The sequence below is a fragment of the Tsukamurella soli genome, assembly GCF_039541155.1.
GTDB lineage: Bacteria > Actinomycetota > Actinomycetes > Mycobacteriales > Mycobacteriaceae > Tsukamurella > Tsukamurella soli.
The window spans coordinates 1-14,020 of sequence record NZ_BAABFR010000118.1 but is presented as its reverse complement, the minus strand read 5'-3'; the positions used below and the strand labels follow the sequence as shown (position 1 = coordinate 14,020).

The window sequence follows — 14,020 nt, the reverse complement described above, 5'->3', positions numbered from 1 at the left end:
GGTTGTCTTCCTAAGACCGCTTGGCCTCCGACTTGCCCGGGTGCGACGGGGAGCACCGCGCGGCGCAGGCGGCCGACGCGCGCCACGTGGTCGGCGACCGGCTCCACGGGGAGCGGGCCGTCCGTCAGCCGTAACGACACGACCACCTGGGGACGTGACACCCATCGGTCCTTCCACCGGGCCAGAGCGCCGACCGCGGCCTCGCCGAGCTCCCCGAGCGCGGCCGAGTCACCCGCCCGAGCCGAGTCGAGCGTGTCGACCCACTCCGGAGCATCCGCGAACACGAGGGTGCGGCCGGGCTCCGCGGCGACATCGCTGCGGATCCGCCCCTTGGCCCCGAACGCCCCACCCGGCCACATCTTGCGGGGCTCGAGCAGGTGACTGTTGCCGCGCAGAGCCCGGGCGACCGTGGTCACCGTCGTCGCACCGGGCGCATCGCCGAGGCCGTCCGGGACCCGGCCCAGACATACGGAGCAGCGGCCGCAGGGCGCTGCCTCGGGGTCGTCGAGCGACTCGGTGAGCAACTGCATCAGGCAGCGCTCGCCGCGGGTGTAGGCGCGCATGATGTCGGCCTCGCGGCGCCGGACGGCGACGATGCCCTCATAGTGTGCGGCGTCGAAGTGCCACGGCGTACCGGTGGCACGCCAACCACCGTCGACGCGCTCCACAGCGCCGTCGACAGCGAGCTGTTTGAGCATCAGCTCGATCCGCGTGCGCCGAATGCCCGTGGTGGCCTCGAGCGCCACCGCGGACGCCGCGCCGAGCCCCGTGTCGGACTCGGCCGCGAGCGCACCGAGCACGCCTTCCATCTGGCGCGGGTCCGGGATGGTGGCGGTGGCGAAGTAGTCCCAGACCCCGGCGTCGGAGGCCGACGGCAGCAGGGCGACGACGGCGTGGTCGATCGCGCGGCCGGCACGGCCGACCTGCTGGTAGTACGAGACCGGCGACGGCGGGGATCCCACGTGCACCACGAATCCGAGGTCGGGCTTGTCGAACCCCATCCCCAGCGCCGATGTCGCCACCAGCGCCTTGATCTCGTTGTTCCGGAGCGCGTCCTCGAGCCGCGCCCTGGTGTCGGCGTCGAGCTGGCCGGTGTACGCGGCGACGTCGATCGTGTCGCCGTGGACCGACCGGATCCCGTCGACGAGGCGCTGTGCGTCGGCGACGGTGAGCACGTAGACGATCCCCGACCCGGGTAGCCGGCCGACGTTCTCGGCCACCCACGCGTAGCGCTGGATCGGCGACATCGACGGCAGCACGTTCAACTGCAACGAGCGTCGGGCGAGCGGGCCGCGCAGCACGAGCGTCGCCGATCCGAGCTGGGCGGCGACGTCGTCGGTCACGCGGGCGTTGGCGGTCGCCGTGGTGGCGAGGACGGGCGTGTCGGGGTTGAGCCGGGTGAGCACGTCCGACACGCGGCGGTAGTCGGGCCGGAAGTCGTGGCCCCAGTCGGACACCGCGTGCGCCTCGTCGATCACCAGCAGACCCAGCGCGCCGGTGAGCGCGTCGAGGACCCGCCGCCCGAAGGTCGGGTTCGCGAGCCGCTCCGGCGAGACGAGCAACACGTCGATCTCGCCCGCCCGCAGGGACGCCTCGATCGCGCCCCACTCGGCGAAGTTCGAGGAGTTCAGCGTCGCGGCCCGCAGACCGGCCCGAGCGGCGGCGGCCACCTGATCGCGCATCAGCGACAGTAGCGGCGACACGATCAGCGCCGGGCCGAAGCCCTCGCTGCGCCGGATCGCCGTCGCCACCCAGTACACCGCGGACTTTCCCCACCCGGTGGCCTGGACGACCAGCACACGCGCAGCCGGCTCGAGCAGTGCCGCGACCGCCGTCTCCTGGTCGTCCCGCAATGCGGCGCCCGGACCCGCGAGCGCAGCGATCACCTCGGCGGCGCGCTCCGCGCGTGCCCCTGTCGGGCGGGTCGTGTCGGACATCGGATCAGGCCCCGCCCCGCTGCTCGAGTGACGGCTGCCGCGCCCGGCGCCGCGCAGTCGCCGGCGGCCGTGGGCCGAGTGTGGTGGTGTGCATCGAGATCCTCCCCTGGATCGATCGGGACGACCACGACGCTAGCCGAGACCACCGACAGGTCTCGGGCGCATACGGACGGCTGGAGCACGGACGCAGGCTCGCCACCGGTAGCAGGTCCTGCGCGCCCGAGCCTTTCCCCTCATCTCGCAGCGCTCCACGACCCGTGGTCGATTTGCCCCGGATGCCTGCCCCGCGAACGGATGACGTACGGAGGAAACACGGCACGAGGCGCCGCACGGCGGCAGACTGGGCCCCGATGTCGCAGACGACGGGGGCCGAGCCTCCATACGAACTCACAGGTTTGAAGAAGGTCACCGATAGGACCGGACCCGACGATGGTCACATGGTCGCAACAAAGACAGCCCCCATGAACCTGGCCGCGGGCGCCGAACTACAGGCGCTCGACGTGCGGCCGCCCGTTCTCGACATCGTCATCCCCGTCTACAACGAGGAGCACACCGTCGAGAAGTGCGTGCACACCCTGCGCTCCTACCTCGACGCACACATGCCCTACTCGTCACGAATCACCATCGCCGACAATGCGAGCGTCGACAACACCCTCGAGGTGGCGAACCGGTTGGCAGTCGAGGTTCCCGGCGTCCGCGTCGTGCACCTCGATCGCAAGGGCCGGGGTCGGGCGCTCCGCCAGGTCTGGGAGGCTTCGAACGCCGAGGTCGTCGCCTACATGGACGTCGACCTCTCGACCGACCTCAAGGGACTCCTCCCGCTCGTCGCCCCGCTGCTGTCGGGTCACTCGGACGTCGCCTACGGTTCGCGGCTCGCGCGCTCGTCGCGGGTCGTGCGGGGGCCGAAGCGGGAGTTCATCTCGCGGACCTACAACTTCATGCTGCACACGGCGCTGCACGCGCGGTTCTCGGACGCACAGTGCGGCTTCAAAGCGATGCGCACCGACGTGGCGCGCAAGCTGCTGCCGCTCGTCGAGGACGGCGAGTGGTTCTTCGACACCGAGCTGCTGGTCCTCGCCGAGCGCGCGGGCCTGCGGATCCATGAGGTCCCCGTGGACTGGGTCGACGACCCCGACAGCCGCGTCGACATCGTCGACACCGTCAAGAAGGATCTCAAGGGCATGGCCCGCGTCGGCAAGGCCCTCGCGACCGGCCGGCTGCCGCTCGACGAGCTGCGCACATCGCTCGGCCATAACACCGAGGTCGAGGGCGTCCCCCCGGGCATGGTCGGCCAGCTGGTGCGGTTCGGCATCATCGGCGTGGCCAGCACGATCGCCTACGCGGTGCTCTACCTGCTGCTGCACCCCATGATGGGTGCGCAGGCCGCGAACTTCACCGCGCTGCTGATCACCGCGGTCGCGAACACCGCCGCGAACCGCACGTTCACGTTCGGGGTCCGCGGCGGGCAGTCCATGGCGAAACATCAGGCCCAGGGGCTCGCGGTATTCCTGCTCGCGTGGGCCTTCACAAGCGGCGCGCTGGTGATCGTCGAGCACTACGTGCCGCACGCCGGCAAGACGTTCCAGCTGTGCGCCCTCGTGGTCGCGAACCTGATCGCGACCATCTGCCGGTTCGTGGGGCTGCGCTGGGTGTTCCGGTCGGAACCCACCGAGTGACGTCGGTTCTGTAGCGACCTGCCGAAGGGGCACCGTCAACGGCGACGGTGCCCCTTCGGCGTGCCGGCGCTGCTCGGTCACCGCACGCGGGTAGCTGCCGCTAGGTGTCACCCACCAGGAACTCGCGGAGCACTACGGCGTGGTTGACATCGGGATCGTGCGCACCGAACAGCAGCGTCACCACATCGTGTTCCGCGATCGCCTCGCGCAGCTGAGCAAGCGCGGCGGCACGGTGCGGGTCGGGTGCCTCGAGCTCGGCGAGGTACCGCTCGCGGAACTCGTCGAAGCGGGCCGCGTCGTGCGACCACCAGTGCCGCAGGCCCGGGCTCGGCGCGACGTCCTTCGGCCACATGTCGAGGTGTGCCCGCTCTTTGGACACCCCGCGCGGCCACAGTCGGTCGACGAGGATCCGGAAGCCGTCATCGTCGCGGGCCGGCTCGTAGATCCGCTCGAGTCGAAGGTCCACCCCCACGCCTCCCTCACACACGGTTCTTTAGGCTGACCTTACTGCGGACGTGATGAGGAGGCGGCGATGTCGGGACATACCGCGGCGGCGGTCCAGACGGCGGTGGTGTTCGTGTGGCTGGGCATGGTCCTGGGGATCTCGTTCCTCGAGGCACCGCTGAAGTTCCGCGCGCCCGGCATCACAATCCCGTTGGGCGTGGGGATCGGCCGGCTGGTGTTCCGCGCACTCAACGCGGTCGAGGCGACGGCGGCCGTGGTGTCGATCGTCGCGCTCGCCGCGCACTGGAGCGAATCATCCACGACCGCAAAGGTTCTCACGTTCGTGACAGTAGCCGTCCTGGCGGTGGGTGCCGGAGTCCTGCGGCCGATCATGGACCGGCGGGTCCGGGCGGGTGAGCTGTCCACCGACGGGGCCTCCCGGAACGAGGAGCGAGCGGAGCGCGCGACCCGTCCCAGCGGAGCCGGTGTCCCGCGCAACCCCACGCACCTGCTGTACGTGGGCCTCGAGGTGGTGAAGGTGGTGGTCCTCGTATGGCTCGGCATCGCTGTGATGCCGTGACCGGTCGCTAGAACAGCGGATCCTCGCCGTAGTCGCCGCGCACCTCGATACCCGAGGTCAGGGCGCCGGCCGGCGGAACGAGGCCCATGTGGTGCCACGCCGCCACCGTCGCCACCCGCCCACGTGGGGTGCGTGCGAGCATCCCCGCGCGCACCAGGAACGGCTCGCACACCTCCTCGACGGTGCCGGCCTCCTCCCCCACCGCCACGGCGAGGGTCCCCACCCCCACCGGACCACCGCCGAAGCTGCGCAGCAGCGCACCCAACACCGCGCGGTCGAGCCGGTCGAGTCCAAGCTCGTCCACGTCGTACACCCGGAGCGCGCCGCGCGCGACGTCGACGGTGACGACACCGTCGACGCGCACGTCCGCGAAGTCCCGGACCCGGCGCAGCAGCCGGTTGGCGATCCGCGGCGTACCGCGCGAGCGGCTACCGATCTCGGCGGCGGCCTCCCGCGCGATGGTGATGCCGAGGATGCGGGCACTGCGCTCGATCACCCGGATCAGGTCGGGGGTGTCGTAGAAGTCCATGTGCGCGGTGAAGCCGAACCGGTCGCGCAGCGGGCCGGTGAGCGATCCCGACCGCGTGGTGGCACCGACCAGCGTGAACGGCGCCACATCCAGCGGGATCGACGTGGCACCCGGCCCCTTGCCCACCACGACGTCGACGCGGAAGTCCTCCATCGCCAGGTACAGCATCTCCTCGGCCGGGCGGGCGATGCGATGGATCTCGTCGATGAACAGCACGTCGCCCTCGACCAGATTGGACAGCATCGCCGCCAGGTCGCCGGCGCGCTCGAGCGCCGGTCCGGACGTCACGCGCAGCGCCGACCCCATCTCAGCCGCGATGATCATGGCGAGCGACGTCTTCCCCAGCCCCGGCGGGCCCGAGAGCAGGATGTGGTCCGGTGTGGACCCGCGCTTGCGCGCCCCGTGCAGCACCAACTGCAGCTGCTCGCGCACCTTGGGCTGGCCGATGAACTCGTCGAGCGTCTTCGGCCGCAGCGTATCCGCGTCGTCCTGCGCGTCGACCGCGCCGGCGGCCAGCACCGGGTCGGTGTCTCCCGCGGCACCGTCGCCGCCCGAGAGCCGCGCCTGGTCGAATCCGCCGTCGAGCTCGCGCGCGAAGTCGTCGCGCGGCTCGCCGAACGGGTTGACCGCCATGTCAGGCCTTGCCCAACCGGCGCAGCGCGGCGCGTAGCAGGTCGGCGACGGGGCGGTCCGGATCCTCCTCGACCACCGCCGATACGGCCGGCTCCGCCTGGCGGGTGGAGAATCCGAGCCCCTCGAGCGCCTCGACGAGCTGCTGCTCGACCCCGCCGACGGCGATGGCCGGGCCCGGTCCCACATCGGTGCCCGCGCCGCCCGGCGCGGCGATCTTGTCCTTGAGCTCCACGTGGATCCGCTCGGCCACCCGCTTACCTACGCCGGGGATCAGGCACAGCGTCTTGATGTCCTCCGCGGTGATGGCGCGGGCCATCTCGCGAGGGTCGAGGACGGCGATCGCCGCCATCGCGAGCCGCGGGCCGATTCCCTGCACCGTCTGCAGCAGGTGGAAGAACTCCTGCACGTCGGGGTCGGTGAAGCCGTACAGCGTCATCGAGTCCTCGCGGACCACCATCGATGTCAACAACGAGGCCTCGGAACCGCGGGTCATGGCGCCCGCAGTGGTGGGCGCGACCTGCACGCGATATCCCACTCCGCCGCATTCGATCACGACGTGGTCGAGCGCGATGTGGAGCACCGGGCCCCGCAGCGACGCGATCATCTAGTCTTCCCCTCCAGTGTCGAGACACGTTCCGTCGTCCTGCCGCGGCCGACGGGACCGCCGCCGGTTCCTGTGGCCTTGCGCCGCGACGCGGCGAGCCGTTGCTGGTACACCTTGCGCTGCTCGGCGGCCTTCTGCTCGGCCTCGGCCATCCGCGCGATCATCGGCGCGCGCCAACAGTGGCACACCGCGAGCGCGAGCGCGTCCGCGGCGTCGGCCGGCTCGGGCGCCTTCTGGAACCCGAGGATCCGCGTGATCATCGCCGTGACCTGTGCCTTCCCGGCATTGCCGTTGCCGGTCACGGCAGCCTTGACCTCCGACGGCGTGTGGAAGTGCACCGGGATGTCGCGGCGGGCGGCGGCCAGGGCCACCACGCCTCCCGCCTGCGCGGTGCCCATCGCTGTGGAGACGTTGTGCTGCGTGAACACGCGCTCGATGGCGATCACGTCGGGCCGGTGGGTGTCCATCCAGTACTCGGCGGCGTCCCAGACGGCGAGCAACCGCTGGGACAGCTCCATGGTCGACGGCGTACGCACCACGTCGACATCGAGCGCGGTGACCTTGCGGCCACCAGCACCCTCGACCACCGATAGCCCACACCTCGTGAGCCCTGGGTCGACCCCCATCACCCGCACCGTCGAACCGCCTTCCGCCCGCCTGCCGCGAAACTATGTTCGAGGATAGCGCACGGCTCCGACAATCTCCGCGTGCGACACGAGACGCATCGCACGACGTCGAGCGCTCAGAACCGCGCCGGGCGAACCGGACACTACTTCGCGCAGACCACGGTGGGCTCGGGGTCGTATGTCACGGTGTGCGTTTCGCGGGAGATCTGCCCGCCCGTCTTCGCGTCGGTGATCACCCGGGTGTCCGAGACCGTGAACCCCGGCCGCCCGGTGGCGGGGATACAGTGCGCGCCGGACACGCGGACAGTGCCGGGCTGTGTCACGGCCGACCGCGGCCCGGTGATCGACCTGACGTCGCGGGTCTTGGTCGACCAGATCCGCACCGTCACCGTCGACGAGTCGGCCACCGCCTGGATGACCACGCCGTACGGGGTGTCGTTGCGGAACCTCAGGTCGATGGTGCCGTCGTACACGGTCGCCTCCCGCGCAGGCGGGTACCGCGAGATGTAGTAGCTGTGTTCGGTGTGCCCCGCGTCAGCCAGCCCCGCGAAGTACGCCGCGTTGTACAGCGTAGTGGCGAACTGCGAGATACCTCCGCCCACCGCCCGGTCGGGGCGGCCGTGGTTGATGATGCCGGCCTCGACATATCCCTGCGCCGCACCGCGGGTACCCGTGTAGCCGTTCAGCGAGAACGTCTCGCCCGGCAGTACCACCGCGCCGTTCACCTGCCGCGCGATGCGACGGATGTTGACGCCCGAGTCACCGGCGAACCCGCCGGTGGTGAACTCCCCGACCACCTCCTTGATGCCCAGCGACTCGGCCAGCGCCGTGGTGACCCGGGGCCGGGTCGCGCCGAACACCCCGGCGACGGTGCGGTGCGCCCCCGTCGCCCCGACCGCGGCGGCCACGGCATCCGCGGTCGGCTCTACGTCGAGTGCCCTGCCCGGTGTCCCGGGTACGACGGTCGGCGCGGCGCCGGCGAGGTCGAAGCCCGCATCCTTCGCCTTGATCGCCACAGCGCCGACCTCCTTGTGCACCACGGTCAGCAGCGCGGGCCGGTCGACCTGCGGAGCAAGCCCGCCGTGACCGTCCGGGCGGTAGCTGAGGAAGGTGCCGATGTCGGCGGGCGTGATGTGCGCCGTGGTCCTGCCGCCGGTCACCGACACGTCCGAGGCGACGGCGGCCGCGGCCGGCCCGCGCAGGGTGGCGGCGACGGTGGCGGCGGTGACGGTCGGCTGCGCCTGTCGCACCGGCACGTCGATCGTGCCGGCACCCGGCCACCGCGCCGCGACGGCGGCCGCCGCGGCGCCGAGGTCGATCCCGATGCCCGTCTCCGGCTCGACGGCGACGGGTCGGCCCGCCTGGAACACGACGGCACCGTCGACCATCGCGTGCGTGAGCGTCGCCGCCGATCGCTGCACGGCACCGTCGAACACGGTGCGGTCGATGCTGCCGGAGGCCGGCACCGTCGTCGTTCCGCCGAGGACCCCGAGCAGGGAACGCCACGGCGTGCGCGCGGCGATGGCGCGGTCGACGGTGGCGGGCACGTCGACGGTCAGCCCCAGCTCAGCCGGTGGGAGTTCGACGGTGCCGTCGGGCGTCCGCAGTGTCACCGGGCCGTGCTGAGCGAACATGGTGCGGTCGGCGAGCCGACGCTCGGCGGCCGCGCGGGTCATGCCCCCGATGTCGACGCCCGCCGCGACGGCGCCGGGCACCGTCCGGTCGTTCCCGGAGGTCCACACGGCCGCGCCACCGGCGCCGACCAGCACCGCGACCGTCGCCACGATGATCGGAGCACGGCCGAGCCGACCGCGCCACGTTCCCCTCACGTGTCTCGCCCGGCCACCGCGGTCAGTCCTCGTCCAGCTCGGCGAGCACCTCGTCGGAGATGTCGATGTTGGTGTAGACGTTCTGCACGTCGTCGCTGTCCTCGAGAGCGTCGATCAGCCGGGACACCTTGCGGGCACCGTCGGCGTCGACCGGCACCTCCACCGACGCGCGGAACCCGGACTCCGCCGACTCGTAGTCGATCCCGGCGTCCTGCAGCGCCTTGCGCACGGGGATGAGATCGGTGGGCTCGGTGAGGATCTCGAACTGCTCGCCCAGGTCCGAGATCTCCTCGGCGCCCGCGTCGAGCACCGCCAGCAGGACGTCGTCCTCGCTCTGACCGTTCTTGTCGAGGGTCACGATGCCCTTGCGGGTGAACAGGTACGCCACCGAGCCGGGGTCGGCCATGTTGCCGCCGTTGCGGGTCATGGCGACACGCACCTCGCCGGCGGCGCGGTTGCGGTTGTCGGTGAGGCACTCGATCAGCACCGCCACGCCGCTGGGGCCGTAGCCCTCGTAGGTGATGGTCTGCCAGTCGGCGCCGCCGCCCTCCTCGCCACCGCCGCGCTTGCGGGCCCGCTCGATGTTGTCGTTGGGAACCGAGTTCTTCTTGGCCTTCTGGATCGCGTCGTAGAGCGTGGGGTTGCCCTCGGGGTCACCGCCGCCGGTGCGGGCCGCCACCTCGATGTTCTTGATCAGCTTGGCGAACAGCTTGCCGCGCTTCGCATCGATCGCAGCCTTCTTGTGCTTGGTGGTAGCCCATTTGGAGTGGCCGCTCATCGGTTCCTCACGATCCCTTCATCAGCATGCAACCCGGCAAGTTTACGTGAACGCCTTCTCGAGGTCGGTCAACGCATCCTCCAGGTGGTGGATCAAGCGCTGCACGTGCGGCACCGACTGCCGGCACGCGACGATCCCGAACTCCAGGTTGCGGTAGTTGGTCGAGATCGTGATGTTCATCGCCTGCCCGTCCAGCGCGATGGACGCCGGGTAGATGCCGTCCAGCCGCGCCCCGTTCCAGAACATGGGCGCGCGCGGCCCCGGCACGTTGGAGATGACGAGGTTGAACGGCGGCTTGGTGTGACTGACGAAGCCGGGCACCGGACTGAGCGCGAGCCCGGCGATGTTCGCGGCGCTCATCGCCAGGATCTGCAGCGGCGACAGCTCACCCATCACGCGCCGCGCCGCGCGCACCGAGTTGTGGATCGCCTCGAGTCGGTCCACCGGGTCGGCGAGGTCGGTGCCCAGGGTGGCGATGATGGCACCGACGGAGTTGGACGAGTCGAGGTCGCCCTCCTTGCGCAGGGACACCGGCACCATCGCCGTGAGGGTCTTGTCGGGCAGCGCGCCGAGCTCCAGCAGGTACGCCCGCAGAGCGCCGCCGCACATCGCCAGCACCACGTCGTTGACGGTGGCGTCCGCCTTGCTCCGGACGGCGTCGATGCGATCCAGCGAGTACGACTGCGCGACGAACCGGCGAGCGCCGCCGATCGGCACGTTGAAGATCGTGTCCGGCGCCTGGAACGGCGCCATGTAGTCGTGGTCGCGCAGGACGTTGCCCACCACCTTGAGCGATGCGGGCAGCATGCCGAGCACCTCGCCCGTCAGGCCGCCGATCTGCCGGACGGTGCCGACGGGGTCGAACGGCAGCCGCCCGCCGGACCTGTCGGCCTTCGGGCCCGCCGCCGCGCGCCGCCGTCGGCCGAGGCCCTTCTGCCACACCGCCCGACCCTCCCGGTCCTGCGGATCCTCGGACATCGTGAGCGTCATGTAGCGCAGCGCGGACACACCGTCGACCAGCGAGTGGTGCACCTTGCTGTATATGGCGATCCGGCCGTCGCCGAGGCCCTCCACCACCTGGATCTCCCACATGGGGCGGTGCCGGTCGAGGAGCGTTCCGTGCCACAGGGACACCTGCTGGAACAGCTCTCGGATGCGGCCCGGCTGCGGCAGCGCCGAGTGCCGCACGTGGTACTCGAGGTCCAGCTCGGTGACCGGAGTCCACCACGTGTTACCCATGATGCCGACGGGGTCGGCCGGCCGGCGCCCGAACCGGTCGCTCACCTCGTGGCGGCTGCGCAGGATCTCGACGACCTCCCGCGCGAAGTCGGGGCCCGCGCCCTCGGGCGGGGTGAACAACTGCAGGCCGCCCACGTGCATCGGGTGTTCCCGCGACTCCGCGATCAGGAACATCGAATCCGTCACCGGCATGTAGCTCATTCGGGCCGCTCCTCGCACCATCTCGACCGCCCGCGCAGCGGGCCGTCCCTCCAGTCTGATCATCTGTGGCCGCGCCCGGGCCACCTTCCCCGTTTCGACGCATATCTCACAATCGAGTGCCGGATCCGCTCACTCCCTGCCGCGGACCAACCGGACGAAGTACTCGTGCATCCGCAGGTCGCCGGTCACCTCGGGGTGGAACGACGTCGCCACCGCGTTCCCCTGTCGCACGGCGACGACGGTGCCGGCGGCACCGTCGGGCCCGGAAGCGGACGTCGGCACGGTCGCGAGTACCTGCACCCCCTCGCCCACCCGCTCGACCCACGGGGCCCGGATGAACACCGCGCGCATGGGGCCACCGTCGACGCCCGCGACGACGAGGTCGGTCTCGAAGGAGTCCACCTGCCGCCCGAAGGCGTTGCGCCGCACCGTCATATCGATCCCGGCAAGGCAGCGCATGTCGGGCCGGGTGTCCAGTACCTCCGATGCCAGCAGGATCATCCCGGCGCACGATCCGTACGCGGGCAGCCCGGTCGCGAGCGCGTCGCGGAGCGGCTCGTACAGCTCGAAGACGCCGAGCAGTCGGCTGATCGTGGTCGACTCCCCGCCGGGCAGAACGATGCCGTCGACCGCAGCGAGATCGGCGGCGGTCCGCACGAGCGCCGATTCCGCGCCCGCCGCCGCCAACGCCTGCCGATGCTCCCGGACGTCGCCCTGCAACGCCAGCACCCCGATCCGTACAGTCACGCGAGGCAGCCTAGGGCATGCCCCGGTCGGGGGCTCAGCGCGGGAAGCGCATCAGCCCCTCCTGCATCACGACGGCGGCGAGAACCCCGCTGCGCGTGAAGATCCGGCCCGAGGTCAGCGCCCGTCCGCCGCCCGCCGACGGTGACTGCTGGTCGTAGAGCAGCCACTCGTCGGCCCGGAACGGCCGCAGGAACCACATCGCGTGATCGAGCGACGCCGTCTGCGTATCGATTCCCGGGTGCGCCACTCGCGCCGACGTCAGCAGCGTCATGTCCGACATGTAGGCGAGGGCGCTGACGTGCATCTGGTAGTCGTCCGGCAGCGGCTTGCGGTGCCGGAACCACACCTGCTGGTGCACGGCCTGCCCGGGCTGCTGCAGGGTCTCGGCCTGCGGCACGACGCGGATGTCCCAGTCGGCCCACTCGTCCATCAGGAGCCGCATATCCGGCACCGTCCGCACATCACCGGGCAGCGCCAGCAGCGCGTCCGGGACCGCCTCCGGCGACACGTGCGGCGGCATCGCCTCTGCGTGCTCGATACCGTCCTGCGGCCGCTGGAACGACGCCGACATCGTGAAGATCACCTCGCCGTCCTGCACGCCGTTCACGCGGCGGGTGCAGAACGAGCGGCCGTCCCGGATACGGTCGACGAGGAAGACGGTGTCCGACTTGGTGTCTCCCGGCCGTAGGAAGTAACCGTGCAGCGAGTGCACGACGAACGGGTCATCCACCGTGGACACCGCGGAGCGTAAGGCCTGGCCTGCCACCTGCCCGCCGAACGTCCGCGCGAGGATCGACGGCGCATGGATGCCACGGAATATATTGCGGTCGATCTGCTCGAGCCTGAGCAGTTCCTCGATGTCAGCCACGGGGCCAGACTCTACCGGGGCTGGTCACCCCACATGCTGCGTCTGCGACACCGGCTCGGCGGGCTGCGTGGTGACCTCCACCACGATCACCGTCACGTTGTCGCGGCCACCCGCATTGAGCGCCGCAGAGATCAACTGTTCGGCGCACTCGTCGATCTGCGCATCGCTGTCCAGGATGGCGAGGATCTCGTCGTCGGTGAGTTCGCCGTTCAGCCCGTCCGAGCACACCAGCAGCTTCTCGCTGGGCTGCGCCGGGACGATCCAGAAGTCCGCGTCGGGTTCCATGCCGGCGCCGAGCGCACGCGTGATCACGTTGCGGCGCGGGTCGGTCCTTGCCTGCTCGGGGCTGAGATAGCCGCCGTTCACCAGCTCCTGTACCTGCGAGTGGTCCACCGTGAGCTGCTCGAAGTAGCCGCCGGCCAGCCGATACGTGCGGGAGTCGCCGATGTTCACCACCAGCCAGTGCGGGACGCCCTCGTAGGTCGTCAGCACGACCCCCGTCACCGTCGTCCCCGCGCGTTTGCCGGAGTCGGAGTCGATGTCCTCGATGGTGGCGTGCGCGCTCCGCAGCCGGTCGACGACCGACTCCATCACGGCCTGCGCGTCCTCGGGCTCGGGGCCGAACACCTCGGCCAGGGCCTCGAGCGCCGCGGCACTGGCGACCTCGCCGCGGTCGTGGCCGCCCATGCCGTCGGCAAGCAGGAACAGGCCGGGGCCGGTGAGCGCGCCGTCCTCGTTGGTCATGCGGACGCGCCCCGGGTTGCTGATCGCTACCCACCGCATGGACACGCCGCCGATGGAGCCGTAGTTCACGCCCGAGCGTGCCGACCCGTCTCCACCCGTGGCATCCACGGTCATCCGGCGAGCACCTTGAAACTTCGCTGGCCGATATGCACGACGCTGCCCCTCTCCACGACGTAACGCTCCCCCGGGGTCAGCTCGGTCCAGGTATCGCGATACGAGATCGCGGAACCGTTGGTCGAGCCCACATCCTCGACCCACAATTCGTTGCGGGTAATGCCGAATCTTAAATGAGTCTTCGAGACCGAGGCGGTGTCATCGACCAATACGTGCTTGGTGATGCGGGACCCGTCGGCGCCCGCAGGGATTATCGGCTCACGGCCGATGAGCCCGTCGCCGGTCACGTCGAGGGAGTGGCCGTCGTCGAACCGCAGCACCAGCGGCGCACCCGATACCGAGCCGGGACGCTCGCCAGGGCGCTGCTGTGCCGGTGCGGGCCGCTGGCCGGTGGGCCCCTGCAGACCGGGCGGCTGCTGCCGCGGCCCCTGCGCACCCAGACTCTGAGCGCCCGGAGCCTGCGCCGGGTAC

13 protein-coding genes are annotated in these 14,020 nt (G+C 70.8%); 2 read left to right on the top strand and 11 right to left on the bottom strand.

Annotation, left to right across the window (positions count from 1 at the left end):
• Window positions 1-2,398 precede the first annotated feature (2,398 nt).
• Window positions 2,399-3,613 (top strand): bifunctional glycosyltransferase family 2/GtrA family protein, encoded by a 1,215-nt coding sequence (locus ABD908_RS23655; RefSeq protein ID WP_345000656.1) that lies wholly within the window; start codon window positions 2,399-2,401, stop codon window positions 3,611-3,613.
• Between the two features lie 100 nt (window positions 3,614-3,713).
• Here the strand turns inward: ABD908_RS23655 and ABD908_RS23650 are convergent, their stop codons facing one another.
• Window positions 3,714-4,079: a DUF488 domain-containing protein gene (locus tag ABD908_RS23650; protein ID WP_345000652.1), complete on the bottom strand. Its 366-nt coding sequence runs from the start codon at window positions 4,077-4,079 to the stop codon at window positions 3,714-3,716.
• A 66-nt stretch (window positions 4,080-4,145) separates the two neighbouring features.
• On the opposite strand from ABD908_RS23650, the gene ABD908_RS23645 reads away from it, so the two are divergent.
• Window positions 4,146-4,637 carry a hypothetical protein gene (locus ABD908_RS23645; RefSeq protein WP_345000650.1) on the top strand — a complete coding sequence of 164 codons (492 nt, stop codon included), beginning with the start codon at window positions 4,146-4,148 and terminating at the stop codon, window positions 4,635-4,637.
• Window positions 4,638-4,644: 7 nt separating this feature from the next.
• Here the strand turns inward: ABD908_RS23645 and ruvB are convergent, their stop codons facing one another.
• From ruvB to ABD908_RS23595, 10 genes are all read right to left on the bottom strand, one after another.
• Window positions 4,645-5,799 (bottom strand): Holliday junction branch migration DNA helicase RuvB, encoded by a 1,155-nt coding sequence (gene ruvB / locus ABD908_RS23640; protein WP_345000648.1) that lies wholly within the window; start codon window positions 5,797-5,799, stop codon window positions 4,645-4,647.
• Between the two features lies 1 nt (window position 5,800).
• Window positions 5,801-6,403, bottom strand: a complete 603-nt coding sequence (ruvA, locus tag ABD908_RS23635) for a Holliday junction branch migration protein RuvA (protein WP_345000646.1) — start codon at window positions 6,401-6,403, stop codon at window positions 5,801-5,803.
• The gene (gene ruvC / locus ABD908_RS23630) at window positions 6,400-7,038 is read right to left on the bottom strand and encodes a crossover junction endodeoxyribonuclease RuvC (RefSeq protein ID WP_345000644.1); all 639 of its coding nucleotides are present in this window, start codon (window positions 7,036-7,038) and stop codon (window positions 6,400-6,402) included. Before ruvC ends, ruvA begins: the two co-directional genes overlap by 4 nt.
• Before the next feature lie 134 nt (window positions 7,039-7,172).
• Window positions 7,173-8,858: a VanW family protein gene (locus tag ABD908_RS23625; protein WP_345000642.1), complete on the bottom strand. Its 1,686-nt coding sequence runs from the start codon at window positions 8,856-8,858 to the stop codon at window positions 7,173-7,175.
• A gap of 22 nt (window positions 8,859-8,880) precedes the next feature.
• Window positions 8,881-9,636 carry a YebC/PmpR family DNA-binding transcriptional regulator gene (locus ABD908_RS23620; RefSeq protein WP_345000640.1) on the bottom strand — a complete coding sequence of 252 codons (756 nt, stop codon included), beginning with the start codon at window positions 9,634-9,636 and terminating at the stop codon, window positions 8,881-8,883.
• 42 nt (window positions 9,637-9,678) lie between these two features.
• A complete protein-coding gene (locus tag ABD908_RS23615) occupies window positions 9,679-11,076 on the bottom strand; it encodes a WS/DGAT/MGAT family O-acyltransferase (RefSeq protein ID WP_345000638.1) in 1,398 nt (465 codons plus the stop codon).
• Between the two features lie 129 nt (window positions 11,077-11,205).
• Window positions 11,206-11,823, bottom strand: coding sequence for a pyridoxal 5'-phosphate synthase glutaminase subunit PdxT (pdxT, locus tag ABD908_RS23610; RefSeq protein WP_345000636.1), 618 nt, complete (start codon window positions 11,821-11,823; stop codon window positions 11,206-11,208).
• A gap of 34 nt (window positions 11,824-11,857) precedes the next feature.
• Complete coding sequence (locus ABD908_RS23605) at window positions 11,858-12,691, bottom strand: acyl-CoA thioesterase (protein WP_345000634.1); 834 nt, start codon at window positions 12,689-12,691, stop codon at window positions 11,858-11,860.
• A gap of 24 nt (window positions 12,692-12,715) precedes the next feature.
• Entirely contained in the window at window positions 12,716-13,549 is an 834-nt protein-coding gene (locus ABD908_RS23600) for a PP2C family protein-serine/threonine phosphatase (protein WP_345000632.1), read from the bottom strand.
• Window positions 13,546-14,020 (bottom strand): FHA domain-containing protein (locus ABD908_RS23595; RefSeq protein ID WP_345000630.1); only part of this gene is annotated, 475 nt, incomplete at its 5' end. The genes ABD908_RS23600 and ABD908_RS23595, both read right to left, overlap by 4 nt.

Excerpts from the sequence above, each read along its gene's own strand:
- ABD908_RS23655 (WP_345000656.1), top strand. The coding sequence starts at position 2,399 with ATGAACCTGGCCGCGGGCGCCGAACTACAGGCGCTCGACGTGCGGCCG.
- ABD908_RS23645 (WP_345000650.1), top strand. The coding sequence starts at position 4,146 with ATGTCGGGACATACCGCGGCGGCGGTCCAGACGGCGGTGGTGTTCGTG.
- ruvB (WP_345000648.1), bottom strand. The coding sequence starts at position 5,799 with ATGGCGGTCAACCCGTTCGGCGAGCCGCGCGACGACTTCGCGCGCGAG.
- ruvA (WP_345000646.1), bottom strand. The coding sequence starts at position 6,403 with ATGATCGCGTCGCTGCGGGGCCCGGTGCTCCACATCGCGCTCGACCAC.
- ABD908_RS23620 (WP_345000640.1), bottom strand. The coding sequence starts at position 9,636 with ATGAGCGGCCACTCCAAATGGGCTACCACCAAGCACAAGAAGGCTGCG.
- ABD908_RS23615 (WP_345000638.1), bottom strand. The coding sequence starts at position 11,076 with ATGAGCTACATGCCGGTGACGGATTCGATGTTCCTGATCGCGGAGTCG.
- ABD908_RS23600 (WP_345000632.1), bottom strand. The coding sequence starts at position 13,549 with ATGACCGTGGATGCCACGGGTGGAGACGGGTCGGCACGCTCGGGCGTG.